The 12,782-nt window shown below is 62.9% G+C and carries 12 protein-coding genes; 8 read left to right on the top strand and 4 right to left on the bottom strand.

Going from position 1 to position 12,782, the window contains the following annotated elements; translation table 11 throughout:
- The first annotated feature begins 77 nt into the window (after positions 1 to 77).
- The gene (gene arfB / locus GYM54_RS05570) at positions 78 to 491 is read left to right on the top strand and encodes an alternative ribosome rescue aminoacyl-tRNA hydrolase ArfB (RefSeq protein WP_197445721.1); all 414 of its coding nucleotides are present in this window, start codon (positions 78 to 80) and stop codon (positions 489 to 491) included.
- 26 nt (positions 492 to 517) lie between these two features.
- Here arfB and GYM54_RS05565 read toward each other — a convergent pair whose 3' ends face one another.
- Both GYM54_RS05565 and GYM54_RS05560 read right to left on the bottom strand, forming a co-directional pair.
- Positions 518 to 1,828, bottom strand: a complete 1,311-nt coding sequence (locus GYM54_RS05565; protein ID WP_131650405.1) for an MFS transporter — start codon at positions 1,826 to 1,828, stop codon at positions 518 to 520.
- A 258-nt stretch (positions 1,829 to 2,086) separates the two neighbouring features.
- The gene (locus GYM54_RS05560; RefSeq protein ID WP_131650406.1) at positions 2,087 to 2,995 is read right to left on the bottom strand and encodes a LysR substrate-binding domain-containing protein; all 909 of its coding nucleotides are present in this window, start codon (positions 2,993 to 2,995) and stop codon (positions 2,087 to 2,089) included.
- Positions 2,996 to 3,117: 122 nt separating this feature from the next.
- Here GYM54_RS05560 and GYM54_RS05555 point away from each other — a divergent pair, with 122 nt between their 5' ends.
- From GYM54_RS05555 to GYM54_RS05525, 7 genes are all read left to right on the top strand, one after another.
- Positions 3,118 to 3,939 (top strand): MaoC family dehydratase N-terminal domain-containing protein, encoded by an 822-nt coding sequence (locus tag GYM54_RS05555; RefSeq protein ID WP_131650407.1) that lies wholly within the window; start codon positions 3,118 to 3,120, stop codon positions 3,937 to 3,939.
- Positions 3,940 to 4,179: 240 nt separating this feature from the next.
- The gene (locus GYM54_RS05550) at positions 4,180 to 5,343 is read left to right on the top strand and encodes an acyl-CoA dehydrogenase family protein (RefSeq protein ID WP_181101327.1); all 1,164 of its coding nucleotides are present in this window, start codon (positions 4,180 to 4,182) and stop codon (positions 5,341 to 5,343) included.
- A gap of 84 nt (positions 5,344 to 5,427) precedes the next feature.
- The gene (locus GYM54_RS05545; protein ID WP_181101329.1) at positions 5,428 to 5,820 is read left to right on the top strand and encodes a VOC family protein; all 393 of its coding nucleotides are present in this window, start codon (positions 5,428 to 5,430) and stop codon (positions 5,818 to 5,820) included.
- A complete protein-coding gene (locus tag GYM54_RS05540) occupies positions 5,817 to 7,169 on the top strand; it encodes an MmgE/PrpD family protein (RefSeq protein WP_181101331.1) in 1,353 nt (450 codons plus the stop codon). Before GYM54_RS05545 ends, GYM54_RS05540 begins: the two co-directional genes overlap by 4 nt.
- A gap of 183 nt (positions 7,170 to 7,352) precedes the next feature.
- Positions 7,353 to 8,558 (top strand): CaiB/BaiF CoA-transferase family protein, encoded by a 1,206-nt coding sequence (locus GYM54_RS05535; protein WP_181101333.1) that lies wholly within the window; start codon positions 7,353 to 7,355, stop codon positions 8,556 to 8,558.
- Positions 8,559 to 8,592: 34 nt separating this feature from the next.
- Positions 8,593 to 9,420 carry a CoA ester lyase gene (locus GYM54_RS05530; RefSeq protein ID WP_181101335.1) on the top strand — a complete coding sequence of 276 codons (828 nt, stop codon included), beginning with the start codon at positions 8,593 to 8,595 and terminating at the stop codon, positions 9,418 to 9,420.
- A 55-nt stretch (positions 9,421 to 9,475) separates the two neighbouring features.
- Complete coding sequence (locus GYM54_RS05525) at positions 9,476 to 10,462, top strand: TRAP transporter substrate-binding protein (protein WP_181101337.1); 987 nt, start codon at positions 9,476 to 9,478, stop codon at positions 10,460 to 10,462.
- An 85-nt stretch (positions 10,463 to 10,547) separates the two neighbouring features.
- On the opposite strand, the gene GYM54_RS05520 is transcribed toward GYM54_RS05525, so the two are convergent.
- Together GYM54_RS05520 and GYM54_RS05515 are read right to left on the bottom strand one after the other, a co-directional pair.
- A complete protein-coding gene (locus GYM54_RS05520; protein WP_218568022.1) occupies positions 10,548 to 10,679 on the bottom strand; it encodes a putative transporter small subunit in 132 nt (43 codons plus the stop codon).
- Positions 10,661 to 12,334 carry a sodium:solute symporter family protein gene (locus GYM54_RS05515; RefSeq protein WP_181101339.1) on the bottom strand — a complete coding sequence of 558 codons (1,674 nt, stop codon included), beginning with the start codon at positions 12,332 to 12,334 and terminating at the stop codon, positions 10,661 to 10,663. Before GYM54_RS05515 ends, GYM54_RS05520 begins: the two co-directional genes overlap by 19 nt.
- Positions 12,335 to 12,782 lie beyond the last annotated feature (448 nt).

Below are 12,782 nucleotides of genomic sequence, written 5' to 3'. Positions count from 1 at the left end.
TCGAAATCATATAAAAACGTGTCCACGCCGCCCGGCTCGTGGACAATGCTTTTTCATTTTTGATTCATGAAGGGCCGATGCTCGAGATATCCAATAGCGTGCAGCTACCTGACAGCGAGATCGAGCTGACCGCTATTCGCGCCCAAGGTGCTGGCGGCCAGAACGTCAACAAGGTCTCCAGCGCGCTGCATCTGCGCTTCGATATCAACGCGTCCTCATTGCCAGCGTTCTATAAGGAACGCTTGCTGGCACTGCGTGACAGCCGCATCACCAGCGACGGCGTGATCGTGATCAAGGCCCAGCAATACCGCACTCAGGAGCAGAACCGCGCCGATGCGCTAGAGCGGCTGGCCGAACTGATTCGCAGCGTGGCGAAAGTCGAAAAGACGCGGCGCCCGACACGTCCGACCCTGGGTTCGAAAAAACGCCGCCTCGAGGGTAAGAGCAAACGCGCCGCGATCAAGGCAGGGCGCGGCAAGGTGGATTTCTAGCGGCAATCAGACGCCGTTCAGACGTGTCAGTGCGTGCCCGTGCGCTGCTCAATAATCGTATCGTTGGGCACGCCGTCGTCGGCTTCCGGCTCGGTGGCCGGGGTTTCCGTGCTATCGCCTTCAGGCGTATCGGGCATCAACTCAAGCACCGTATGGCTGGTACGCAGCATCGGCGTGAAGTGGCCATGCGGCTCGGTGACCAGATCGATTACCCGGCGAGAGCGGAAGTAGGAATAGATGGCGAGAAACGCCAGCGTGACGGCGAAGAACACCGGCAGGGCTTTGGGGCCGAGAACGCTCATCAGGCCGCCGGCGACCACCGGACCGAAGGCGGCGCCGAAACCGTTGGCCAACAGCAGGCCGCTGGAGCCGGACAGAATTTCGTCCGGGTGCAACTGGTCGACCATCTGCGCCACTGCGATGGAATAGATCGAGAAGGCCAGACCGCCCCAGAGAAACATCATGCCCAACAACAACGGGCCGGATGTCAGCGGTGTAATCAGGCCGCCAAGGACCGCCGCGATCGCTACGACCCAGAGCATCACCAGGCGACGGTCATGCTTGTCGGAAAATAGCCCGATGGGCCACTGCAGAACGGCGCCGCCGAGAATGGTGATGCTCATCAGCAGACCCACGCCGGACGCATCGAAGCCGCTCTGCGAGGCGTAGACAGGCGCCAGCCCCCAGAAACCGCCGAGAGTCAGGCCCGAAATTCCTGCAGCCATCAAGGGGAGCGGCGCGATGCGAGCCAGTTGCAGCAGGTCGGTCGCCGGCATGTCGGGCTGTGCGGGCTGCGCCTGGCGGGTCAGCGTGATCGGCATCAGCGCGGCGCAGATGAGAATGGCGGCCAGCGCGAACAGGGTGAAATTCATCGGGCTATCGAGGCTCAGCAATTGCTGAGCAGCGGCCAGCGAGCCGAGGTTGACTGCCATGTACAGAGCGAATACCTGGCCACGTTTTTCACCGCTGACCTGGGCGTTGAGCCAACTCTCGATGACCATGTACAGCGTGACCAGCGCCACACCGTAAAGTACGCGCAACATCAGCCACACCCAGGGGTTGACGATCATCACGTGCAGCAACACGGCGATCGCTGCCAGTGCGGCGTAAAAAGCGAAGGTGCGGATATGGCCGACACGTCGGATCAATGATGGAGCGAGCCAGGTGCCGACGAGAAAGCCAGCGAAGTAACCCGACATCAGCAAGCCGATCATCCCGGTGGAGTAACCCTCGGCGATGCCGCGAAGCGTTAGCAGCGTATTCAGCAAGCCGTGGCCGAGCAGTAGTAATGCAACGCCACCCAGCAGTGAACTGATGGGGGCTAATAACGACGTCATGGCGAACAACCTTATGCAAATGGTCTGGGGTGACGAGCCGATCGACTAGAAGCGGCTAACCGTTAAAGCATCCAGAACGGGTGACAACCTGCCTCACCGTTGCGTTCAGCGTATGCGGTTTGGGCAGCAGTTTGCGTTGAGGATTCAAAACGACCGGCAATCTCCAGTGGAGCGTGCCAGCGCGGCTCGCTGCCTTAACGTGCCGACTCCAGGACCAAATAAGCCGTCACGGCTGAGCGGCTCTGTCCATATAAGCGTTCAGCTTGGCTCAAGCTTTCCGTTTTGTCCCGGTAGGAGCGTTGCGATCAGGGCGCGAACGCTACCCGGCAACGCCTCCAGATCGCGCACCAGAATGCTGCGTTCGCGCACCGCCCAGGGCTCGTCCAGCTCCACCGTCGCCAGCTGCATCGTGCGGCTATGCCTGATCGCGGCGGACTCGGGAATGATGCCGATGCCGACGCCGGCCTCGATCATCCGGCACACCGCCTCGAAGCTGGACAACTGAATGCGCAGCGACAGGTTGCCACCGAGCTTTTCTACCTGGTTGCGCAGAAAAGTCAGCAGGGTGCTGCCCTCGTGTAGGCCGATGTGCTGGTAGGCCAGCGTCTGGCGCAGGCTGACGCGCTTTTCGGTCGCCAGCGGATGGCCGACTGGCACTGCCAGCAGTAGGCGATCGGTGCTGAAGTGCAGCACCTGCAGGCCTTGTGCCCGTACCGGGCCGGCGATGATGCCCATGTCCGTGCTGCCATCGAGCACGCCGCGGACGATGTCACGACTGAGGCGTTCCTGCAGATCGACGGTAACGCCGGGGCGCTGGGCCAGGAAGCCCGCCAGCACCTCGGGCAGGAACTCGGTTACCGCCGTGGTGTTGGCGAAGATGCGGATGTGCCCGGCATTGTCCGCGCCGTATTCGGTGAATTCGCTTTTCAGGTAATCGACCTGGCGCATGATCAGCCGCGCGTGCTGCAGCAACCGGTTGCCTGCCGGCGTCAGCTCCACGCCGCGGCTGTCGCGGTACAGCAGGCGGCTGTCGAGTTGGCTTTCCAGGGCTTTGATCCGTGCGCTGGCGGCTGCTGGCGAGAGATGCGCACGACGCGCGCCCTGGGTCAGGCTGGGAGATTCGGCGATGTGAATGAAGAGGCGCAGATCGGCCAGATCGAAGTGCATGAGGGCGCTCGCTGGGAGAAACGGCGTTCAGGATAGCCGAACGCTGGTGTTGGTAAATACAAATTCTCGGAACGCCGGCTTCGGAGCATGCTGCGGCAAAACAACACAGCCGGAAGCTCGCGATGACCGACCTAACAGCCTGGATTGGCCGCACCGAAGAAACCCATGACCAGCTCAGCCGCAATATGCTCAAGCGCATCGCCGCGACGCTCGGCGAACCGACGCCGGCCCATGGCGAGCCGCTGCCGCCGCTCTGGCAGTGGTGCTTCTTTCAGGATGCCGTCGCCGAAAGCGGACTGGGCGAAGACGGCCATCCGGCGCGCGGTGGCTTCCTGCCGCCGGCTGACAATCGCAACCGCATGTGGGCCGGTGGCCGCGTGGAGTTCTTCGAGCCTTTGCGGGCTGGCGGTGAGGCGACTCGGGTTTCGACCATCAAGCACATCGAGGAGAAGCACGGCCGCACCGGCGCGCTGCTGTTCGTCACCGTGCAGCATGAGTATCTGCAGGACGGCCGCCTGGCGATTCGCGAAGAACAGGACATCGTCTACCGCGAGCCCAGCCCGCCGAAAACCGTCAGTGGCGAACCGATGGTCGCCGGTGACTGGCGCGAAGCGGTAACACCGACCCCGACACTGCTGTTCCGCTATTCCGCCGTCACCTTCAACGGCCACCGCATCCACTACGACTGGCCTTACGTCACCGAAACCGAAGGCTATTCGGGGCTGGTAGTGCACGGCCCGCTGATCGCCACCCTCAATCTGCGTGCCTTCTGCCGCGCCAATCCCGATATGCGTCCCCGGCGCTTCGCCTATCGCGGCCTGCGTCCGCTGATCGCGCCGCAGCCATTCGAGGTTGGCGGCCGCGCCGTCGCGCCGGGCAAGGCCGAACTCTGGGCCGGGGACCACAACGGACTGGCGCAGAAAGCTGAAGTGGAATTCGAGTGAGGCGGTGGCGGCGGCCCCTCACCCTAGCCCTCTCCCCCGAGAGGAGAGGGGGCAGATTGATGGGGTTGCCGCTGCCGCTGAGCCCTTTGACTACGCAGATCGAGCCCTCCCTTGAAGAGAGTCGCCGGGCTGCGTAACCGAAGAGCAAGCACAGACCAATCCCCTCTCCCCTCAGGGGAGGGGGCAGGGGTGAAGGGAAACCGCCACCCGTACATGACAAGATTTCGAGGAACCAGAAACATGAACCCGTACCTGAACGACGAATACAACGCCATCCGCGAAGGCGTGCGCGCCCTCTGCGCTGAGTTCCCCGCCGAATACTGGCGCAAGATCGACGAGGAAAAGGGCTTCCCCGAAGCCTTCGTCACCGCGCTGACCGAAGCCGGCTGGTTGTCGGCGATGATCCCGGAAGAATATGGCGGGTCGGGTCTGGGCCTGGCCGAGGCCTCGATCATCCTCGAAGAAGTGAACCGCTGCGGCGGCAACTCCGGCACCGTGCACGGCCAGATGTACAACATGTTCACCCTGCTGCGGAACGGCAGCGAGGAACAGAAGCGCTACTACTTGCCCAAGCTGGCCAGCGGCGAGTTGCGCCTGCAATCGATGGGCGTGACCGAGCCGACCACCGGCACCGACACCACCAAGATCAAGACCACCGCGGTGAAGCAGGGCGACAAGTACGTGATCAACGGGCAGAAGGTGTGGATCTCGCGTATCCAGCATTCGGACCTAATGATCCTGCTGGCGCGCACCACGCCGCTGGCCGAGGTACAGCGCAAGGCTGACGGCATGTCGATCTTCCTGGTGGACCTGCGTGAAGCCATCGGCAACGGCCTGACCGTGCAGCCGATTGCCAACATGGTCAATCACGAGACCAACGAGCTGTTCTTCGACAACCTGGAAATCCCGGCCAGCAGCCTGATCGGTGAAGAGGGCAAGGGCTTCCGCTACATCCTCGACGGCCTCAATGCCGAGCGCACGCTGATCGCCGCCGAGTGCATCGGTGATGGTCGCTGGTTCACCGAGAAATCCGCCCAGTACGCACGGGACCGCGTGGTGTTCGGTCGCCCAATCGGCCAGAACCAGGGCGTGCAATTCCCCATCGCCGAGGCGCACATCGAGCTGGAAGCGGCCGACCTGATGCGTTGGCGCGCCTGCGAGGAATACGACGCCGGTCGCAACGCCGGCGCCGCGGCCAACATGGCCAAGTACCTGGCGGCCAAGGCGAGCTGGGAAGCGGCCAACGCCTGCCTGCAGACCCACGGCGGTTTCGGCTTCGCCAACGAATACGACGTCGAGCGCAAATTCCGCGAGACACGGCTGTATCAGGTGGCGCCGATCTCCACCAACTTGATTCTGTCGTACGTGGCTGAGCACTTGCTCGAGCTGCCGCGCTCTTTTTGATCGCCCGCTTCAGCCCACCAAAGAGCGAAACGCCAGCGTGTAGGGTGGGCTTCAGCCCACCAAAGGAGCGAAAGGAGATACGCCATGCACATCAGCCACCTCGACCACCTGGTGCTGACCGTCGCCGACCTCGACGTCACGACGGATTTTTACTGCTGTGTGCTCGGCATGCAGGCCGTGACCTTCGGCGAAGGCCGCAAGGCGCTGGCTTTTGGCGGGCAGAAGATCAACCTGCACCTGGCCGGGCATGAATTCGAGCCCAAGGCCGAGCGCCCGACGCCGGGCTCGGCGGACCTGTGTTTCCTCGTCGCTACGCCGCTGGAGGAGGTCATCGCGCACCTTGAGCAACAGCGCGTCGCCGTCCTCGAAGGTCCGGTGCCGCGTACCGGCGCCACCGGGCCGATCCGCTCCCTCTACCTGCGTGACCCGGACCTGAACCTGATCGAACTATCCAATCCATTGGAGCCGAACGCATGAGCCAGCACACCCAAGCGCTGACCGAATTTCTCGCCGGGCTGCACTACGAGCAGATTCCCGATACGGTGCTCGCCCGCACCGAAGACCTTTTCCTCGACTGGCTCGGCTCCGCTTTGGCCAGCGCCGGTTCGCACCCGATCCCGCTATTCGAACGCTATGCCCAGACGATGGGTCCGGCTTCCGGTGCATCGCACATCTTCGTCAATCGCAGCAGCAGCTCCGCCTATTTTGCGGCTCTGGTGAATGGCGCCAGCTCGCACCTGGTGGAGCAGGACGACCTGCACAACAGCTCGGTGTTGCACCCGGCTACGGTGGTTTTCCCAGCTGTACTGGCTGCGGCGCAGGACTTGGGCAAATCCGGCCGCGACCTGCTGGTTGCCTCGGTGGCCGGCTACGAGGCGGGGATTCGCATTGGCGAATTCCTCGGCCGCTCGCACTACCGCATCTTCCACACCACAGCGACCGTTGGAACCCTCGCTGCCGCCGTGGCGGTGGGCAAGCTGATGGATTTCAACCAGCAGCAGTTCACTAACCTGCTGGGCAGTGCCGGCACTCAGGCCGCGGGCTTGTGGGAATTCCTGCGTGATGCCGCCGACTCCAAGCAGCTGCACACCGCCAAGGCTGCTGCCGATGGTCTGCTTGCGGCCTACCTGACCGCCGAAGGACTGACGGGCGCGCAGAACATTCTCGAAGGCGAGCAGGGCATGGCCGCCGGGATGTCGAAGGACGCCAATCCGAGTGCGCTTTCCGATCGCCTCGGCAGCCGCTGGGCGTTGGCCGAAACCTCGTTCAAGTTCCACGCCTCCTGTCGCCATACCCATCCGGCCGCTGATGCGCTGCTTGATCTGATGCAGCGCGAGAAGCTCACCGCCGAAGACATTGCCAGCGTCACCACCCACGTTCACCAGAGCGCCATCGACGTTCTGGGTCGTGTGGTGGTGCCGCAAACCGTGCACCAGGCGAAGTTCTCCATGGGCACTGTGCTGGGCCTGATCGCCCTGTATGGCAAGGCCGGGCTGACCGAATTCCATACCCATGCGCTTACCGATCCGCGTGTCGGCCAGTTCCGGGAGAAGGTCTCGATGGTGCTCGATTCCGAAGTGGACGACGCCTATCCGGCGCGCTGGCTGGGCCGCGTCGAAGTGACCACCACCGACGGTCGCACGCTGCATGGTGCCATCGACGAGCCAAAGGGCGATCCGGGCAACACCCTGAGCCGCGCCGAGCTGGAAAACAAGTTCCAGCGCCTGGTGCAGTTCTCCGGTGCGCGCAGCGCGGATGAGGCGGGTGCTTTGATCGAGCAGGTGTGGCATCTGCGCGAGATCGACGATTTGAGAGTTTTTCGCTGATCGCCAATAGCTGGTGGGCTGAAGCCCACCCTACGAGGGACAGCAGTAGGTGCGCCGGGCGACGCTCCCCTTCAGCAGTAGGGTGGGCTTCAGCCCACCAGAACGGGGCACCGGAAAAATGACATTGGCGGGCCGGGTTGCGCTCCGCCTCAGCCCACCAGAGGCACTCGAGCAGGAATAGATATGAACGACACAACCGCCAAACCCCGCCCACTCGACGGCATCACTGTAGTCAGCCTCGAGCATGCCATCGCCGCGCCGTTCTGCACGCGCCAGCTGGCTGATCTCGGCGCACGCGTGATCAAGGTCGAGCGCCCCGGCTCTGGCGATTTCGCCCGGGGTTATGACGAACGTGTCGACGGCCTGGCCTCGCACTTCGTCTGGACCAACCGCTCAAAGGAAAGCCTGACGCTGGACGTCAAGCAGAAGGCCGCTGGGCAAGTACTTGATCAGTTGCTGGCTGGCGCCGACGTGCTGGTACAGAACCTTGCGCCGGGTGCCGCGGCTCGCATGGGCCTGTCTTTCGAGCAACTGCATGAGCGCTTTCCGCGCCTGATCGTCTGCGATATTTCCGGCTACGGCGAAGGCGGGCCCTACGAACAGAAGAAGGCCTACGACCTGCTGATCCAATCCGAGGGCGGCTTCCTCTCCGTCACCGGTGGGCCGGGCGAGACCGAGATGGCCAAGGCCGGTTGCTCCATCGCCGACATCGCCGCCGGCATGTACGCCTATACCGGCGTGCTCTCGGCGCTGATGCTGCGCGACAAGACCGGCGTCGGCAGCCGCATCGACGTCTCCATGCTGGAAAGCCTCGTGGAGTGGATGGGCTATCCGCTGTACTACGCCTACAAGGGCGCCACGCCGCCCCCGCGTGCCGGTGCCGCCCACGCCACTATTTACCCCTACGGACCGTTCCCCACAGGCGACGGCGGCACCGTAATGCTTGGCCTGCAGAACGAGCGCGAGTGGCTGCTGTTCTGCGAGAAGGTACTGCTGCAGCCAGAGATGGCGCAAGACGAGCGTTTCTCGGCGAATTTCAAGCGCTCGGAAAACCGCGCCGAGCTGCGCGCCATTATCGTCGAGGCGTTCTCCAGGCTGACCGCCGAAGAAGTGATCGCTCGGCTGGACAACGCGCCGATCGCCAACGCCCACGTCAATGACATGGCCGGCGTCTGGGCGCATCCGCAGCTACAGGCTCGCCAGCGGTGGAGCGAGGTGGACAGCCCGTCCGGCAAGTTACCTGCGTTACTGCCCCCAGGGCGCAATACCGCTTTTGAGCCACGCATGGACCCGATCCCAGCGCTAGGCCAGCACACCGACACGTTGCTCGCCGAGCTGGGCTATGCGACCGGTGATATTCAGCGCCTGCATGAACAGGGCGCGGTGTGACCGCCCTACGAAACCAATTCGAGAAGGAAGCAGCATGACATCTGCCATCATCCGCACCGCTCTGTTCGTCCCGGCGACCCGCCCCGAGCGTATTCCCAAGGCGCTGGCGACCGGTGCCGACGCGGTGATCGTCGACCTCGAGGATGCGGTCGCCGAGAGCCAGAAGAGCGAGGCGCGCGCCAATCTCGACGAGTTTCTCCGGACCAATCCGCAGGCTCGCGTGCTGGTGCGCATCAATGCGCCGACTCATGCCGAGCAGGCCGCAGATCTAGCGCTCTGCGCGCGGCACGTCGGTGTGATCGGCGTCCTGCTGCCGAAGGTGGAAAGCGCGGTGCAAGTGGCGCTGGCAGTCGGCTGCGGCAAACCGGTGTGGCCGATCATCGAGAGCGCCCGCGGGCTCGCTCATCTGGCGGACATCGCTCATGCCCAGGGCGTCGAGCGGCTGTCCTTCGGCGCGCTTGACCTCGGGCTGGATCTCGGCCTGGCAAGCGGCAGCGCAGCGGCCGAACGCATCCTCGACCAGGCGCGCTATGCGCTGCTGCTGCAGTCCCGGCTGGCCGGTCTGGCGCCGCCGCTGGACAGCGTATTCCCCGATATCAAAAACGTGGGCGGCCTCGCCCGTATGACTGCCGACGCCCGCGATATGGGCTTCGGCGGCTTGCTGTGCATTCACCCCAGCCAGGTGGCTGTGGTGCATGAAACGCTGATGCCCAGCGCAGAGGAACTCGACTGGGCACAACGCATCCTCGCCGCCGGTGCGTCCGGCGATGGGGTTTTCGTAGTGGACGGACAGATGGTCGATGCGCCCGTCATCGGTCGCGCCCGTCGTCTGCTGCAACGTGCCGGGCAAGGAGTGTCCTGACGGCAATCCACCCGGCACTCGTACCAAATCTGACAAAAACAACAGAGGTACCACCATGCTGAAAACCACCGTAAAAGCACTTGCTTGCGCGCTTTCCCTCACCGCCGGCCTGGCCTTCGCCGATCCGATCACCATCAAGTTCGCTCATGTAGTCGCAGACAACACACCGAAAGGGCAGGGTGCGCTACTGTTCAAGAAGCTCGCCGAGGAACGCCTGCCGGGCAAGGTCAAGGTCGAGGTCTATCCGAACTCGTCTTTGTTCGGCGACGGTAAGGAAATGGAGGCGCTGCTCCTGGGCGACGTGCACATGCTGGCGCCGTCGCTGGCCAAGTTCGAGCATTACGCCAAGCCCATCCAGATCTTCGATCTGCCGTTCCTGTTCGACGATATCGCGGCGGTCGACCGCTTTCAGGCCAGCCCGCACGGTCAGGGGCTGCTGAGCAGCATGGAAGACAAGGGCATCACCGGGTTGGCTTACTGGCACAACGGAATGAAGCAGCTGTCGTCCAACAAGGCGATGCATGAACCGCGGGACGCGCGTGGCCTGAAGTTCCGGGTGCAGGCCTCCAATGTGCTCGATGAGCAGTTCAAGGCGCTGCGTGCCAACCCGCGCAAGATGAGCTTCGCCGAGGTTTATCAGGGGCTGCAGACCGGCGTGGTCAACGGGACCGAGAACACTTGGTCCAACTACTTCAGCCAGAAGGTGCATGAAGTGCAGCCGTACTTCACCCACTCCGAGCACGGTGTGATCGACTACATGGTGATCACCAATACCAAGTTCTGGAAAGGGCTGCCGGAGGACGTTCGTAGCGAGCTGAAAGCGATCATGGATGAGGTCACCGTCGAGGTGAACCGTCAGGCCGACGACCTGAACCGCGAGGCGCGTGATGCAATCGCCAATGCAGGCACCAGCGAAATCATCGAACTGACGCCCGAACAGCGTGCCAAGTGGCGCGAGGCGATGCAGCCGGTGTGGAAGAAGTTCGAGCAGGATATCGGCAAGGACCTGATCGAAGCTGCGAAGTCATCCAACAAGTCCTGATAGTCGCAATGCCACAACGAGAAAGGCCCGCTGATAAATGCGGGCCTTTCTCGTTGTGGCGGGTGAGTCCCGCCTGGGCAATGAATCAGACTAAGTCCGTTCCCTTGCGCTTGGCTTCGCGCATGTCGTGCACAAGGGCAACGCAGAGCAGGCCGAGGACAAGGGCGGCCAGGGCTGGCCAGATAAGGACATAAGCGGTCAGAGCGATACTGGACATGGGATGTTCTCCTTCTCTTTGGTATTGGTTTCGGGTTGTACGGTCTGGAAGGCGACGACCTGCTCGCCGATCCGGTCGAAATCGAAGCGTTCCTGGTTACGCAGGCTGATAGCCACGCAAACCACCATGCTGACGCCGTAGGCGGTCAACGAGCTGAGCAGAACCGTGTAATCACGCAGGAAGCCGACGGCGAATGGCGCCAGCACCAGCGTCGCCAGTACGCCAAGCAGAATGCCGGCGCGGCGACCAAAGAAGCCGAAGGTCATGAGACCGATCACCACGCCGCCGCCGATCGAGGCGCAGAGTTCGAAAAACACAGCCAGCACGCCGTCCATCGGCACCAGCTCGAAGCGGGTGACGAGGAACATTGCGAATGCCGCGATCGCCGCCCAGGTGAAGGCCTTGTTGGTAACACGATCCCAGAACAGGCTGGCGATCACCGGAAAGACGATGGAGCCCCAGAGCGCACCGACGAAGATCAGCATGGTGAGGATGTCGAGCTTGAGGCTGGCGAAGGCGACGCCGACCATGGTCGCGACGATCATGGTCAGGCGACCGACCCAGAGCATCACGGTCGGGTTGGGTTTGTTCTTGGCCAGCGTCTTGCCGTAAATGTCTGTCATGACGATGGACGACAGGGCGGAGAGGTCAGAGTCGGCTGTGGACGAGAGCGAGCCGATCACCATGATGAACAGCAGCCCGATCATGAACGGTGGCAGGTAGTTGGAGGCCATCTGCGGGATCAGATTGTTCAGATCACTGTCGATGGGCTCGATGCCGGCCAGCAGCGCTAGCAGGCCGAGCATGCCGAGGCCGATGACAATGGCGCCGTAGCCGACGGTCGCGGTGAGGAAGGTTGGCTTGATTAGGTCTTCTCGTACGGCGAATAGGCGCTGGGCGATGGTCTGATTGCCGATGGCGTAGGCCAGCACCGCGACGAAGAAGGGTGCGCCCTGTTCGAGGATCGCCGTAGGCGAGTAGAAACTCGCTTGTTCCGGCGCCAGACGCGGCATGCCTGCCTCGAACAGTTCCGGCCCGCCCAGTTGAAAGAAAATCATCGGAATGATGATGACCGCCGCGAGGATCATGGCCACCAGCTGGCCGAAATCGGTCAGCACCGAAGAACGGAAGCCCGACCACAGCGTGTAGGACAGCACACCAAGGCCGGCGAACAGGACGCCATGCACGAAGCTCAGCGGCGAGAGCACTTCGACCAGTGCGCCGGCGGCGGTGAAGTTGACCGTCAGGCTGATGCAGCTACCAAGGATGTTGGAGCCAGCAAGGATCATCTGGCTGGAGCGACCGTGGCGCGCCTGCATGATCTCGCCGAGGGTGTGGGCCTTGGGCGCCAGCTGCCGGAAGCGCTTGCCGAAGGGGTAAATGAACAGAATCATCAGCGCGCCCCAGAATCCGTAATGCAGCGCACCGGAGAGGCCGTACTTGTAACCCGCGCTTGCTGCGGCGTAGAACGAGGCGGCCCAGATCCAGGTGGCGGTCATGCTGGCGGCAGATATGCCGAAACCCACCGAGTTGTTGGAAACCATGTAGCTGTCTACGTTCTCTTCCTTCTGGCCGATGCGGGTCGACAGAAAAAACGTCAATCCATAGAAGCCCAGCAACAGAAGCAGAACGGTGGGTAGAGCGAGTTGGTACACAACGTCTCCTTTTTATGAGCCTCAAGCATCGCTGGCACGACGCAGGGCCGTATTCACGGCATGGCGTTATGGCACCCGAATCACTGCGCGAGGCAGGCATGATCGAACCGGTGTTCGAGGGGTGCGGACTGGAAGCTGACAGGAGGGAGACCGACAAGCGCGATCCGAAAGCGTCACAAGCGGCACGCACATGGGCGGCGATCGCTGTGATCCTGCAGCGGCGGTGCCGGGTGCGTTCCGGCAGAATGAGGTTGCGTCTTTGCTGAACGGCGACGCAACGGCGCGTAGTCTACCATCAACGGGCGGTTAGCGGGGCTTCGCTTCCATTCTTGCGATAAATGCAATAGGTGACGGCGAAAATAATTCGGTTTGCCGAACGCCTGAGCCGCCCGCTCAGAGAGCCGGAAAGAGATCGGTTTCGAGCGGAGTGAGGCGGCAAAAGCGACTC

This window comes from Pseudomonas sp. MTM4, assembly GCF_019355055.1.
Lineage (GTDB): Bacteria > Pseudomonadota > Gammaproteobacteria > Pseudomonadales > Pseudomonadaceae > Stutzerimonas.
Note: the sequence above shows the minus strand (reverse complement) of the source record. Positions and strands in the feature narration are given on the sequence as shown.

Excerpts from the sequence above, each read along its gene's own strand:
- GYM54_RS05565 (WP_131650405.1), bottom strand. The coding sequence starts at position 1,828 with ATGACGTCGTTATTAGCCCCCATCAGTTCACTGCTGGGTGGCGTTGCA.
- GYM54_RS05535 (WP_181101333.1), top strand. The coding sequence starts at position 7,353 with ATGAACGACACAACCGCCAAACCCCGCCCACTCGACGGCATCACTGTA.
- GYM54_RS05550 (WP_181101327.1), top strand. The coding sequence starts at position 4,180 with ATGAACCCGTACCTGAACGACGAATACAACGCCATCCGCGAAGGCGTG.
- GYM54_RS05530 (WP_181101335.1), top strand. The coding sequence starts at position 8,593 with ATGACATCTGCCATCATCCGCACCGCTCTGTTCGTCCCGGCGACCCGC.
- GYM54_RS05520 (WP_218568022.1), bottom strand. The coding sequence starts at position 10,679 with ATGTCCAGTATCGCTCTGACCGCTTATGTCCTTATCTGGCCAGCCCTG.
- GYM54_RS05540 (WP_181101331.1), top strand. The coding sequence starts at position 5,817 with ATGAGCCAGCACACCCAAGCGCTGACCGAATTTCTCGCCGGGCTGCAC.
- GYM54_RS05545 (WP_181101329.1), top strand. The coding sequence starts at position 5,428 with ATGCACATCAGCCACCTCGACCACCTGGTGCTGACCGTCGCCGACCTC.
- arfB (WP_197445721.1), top strand. The coding sequence starts at position 78 with ATGCTCGAGATATCCAATAGCGTGCAGCTACCTGACAGCGAGATCGAG.
- GYM54_RS05525 (WP_181101337.1), top strand. The coding sequence starts at position 9,476 with ATGCTGAAAACCACCGTAAAAGCACTTGCTTGCGCGCTTTCCCTCACC.
- GYM54_RS05555 (WP_131650407.1), top strand. The coding sequence starts at position 3,118 with ATGACCGACCTAACAGCCTGGATTGGCCGCACCGAAGAAACCCATGAC.
- GYM54_RS05560 (WP_131650406.1), bottom strand. The coding sequence starts at position 2,995 with ATGCACTTCGATCTGGCCGATCTGCGCCTCTTCATTCACATCGCCGAA.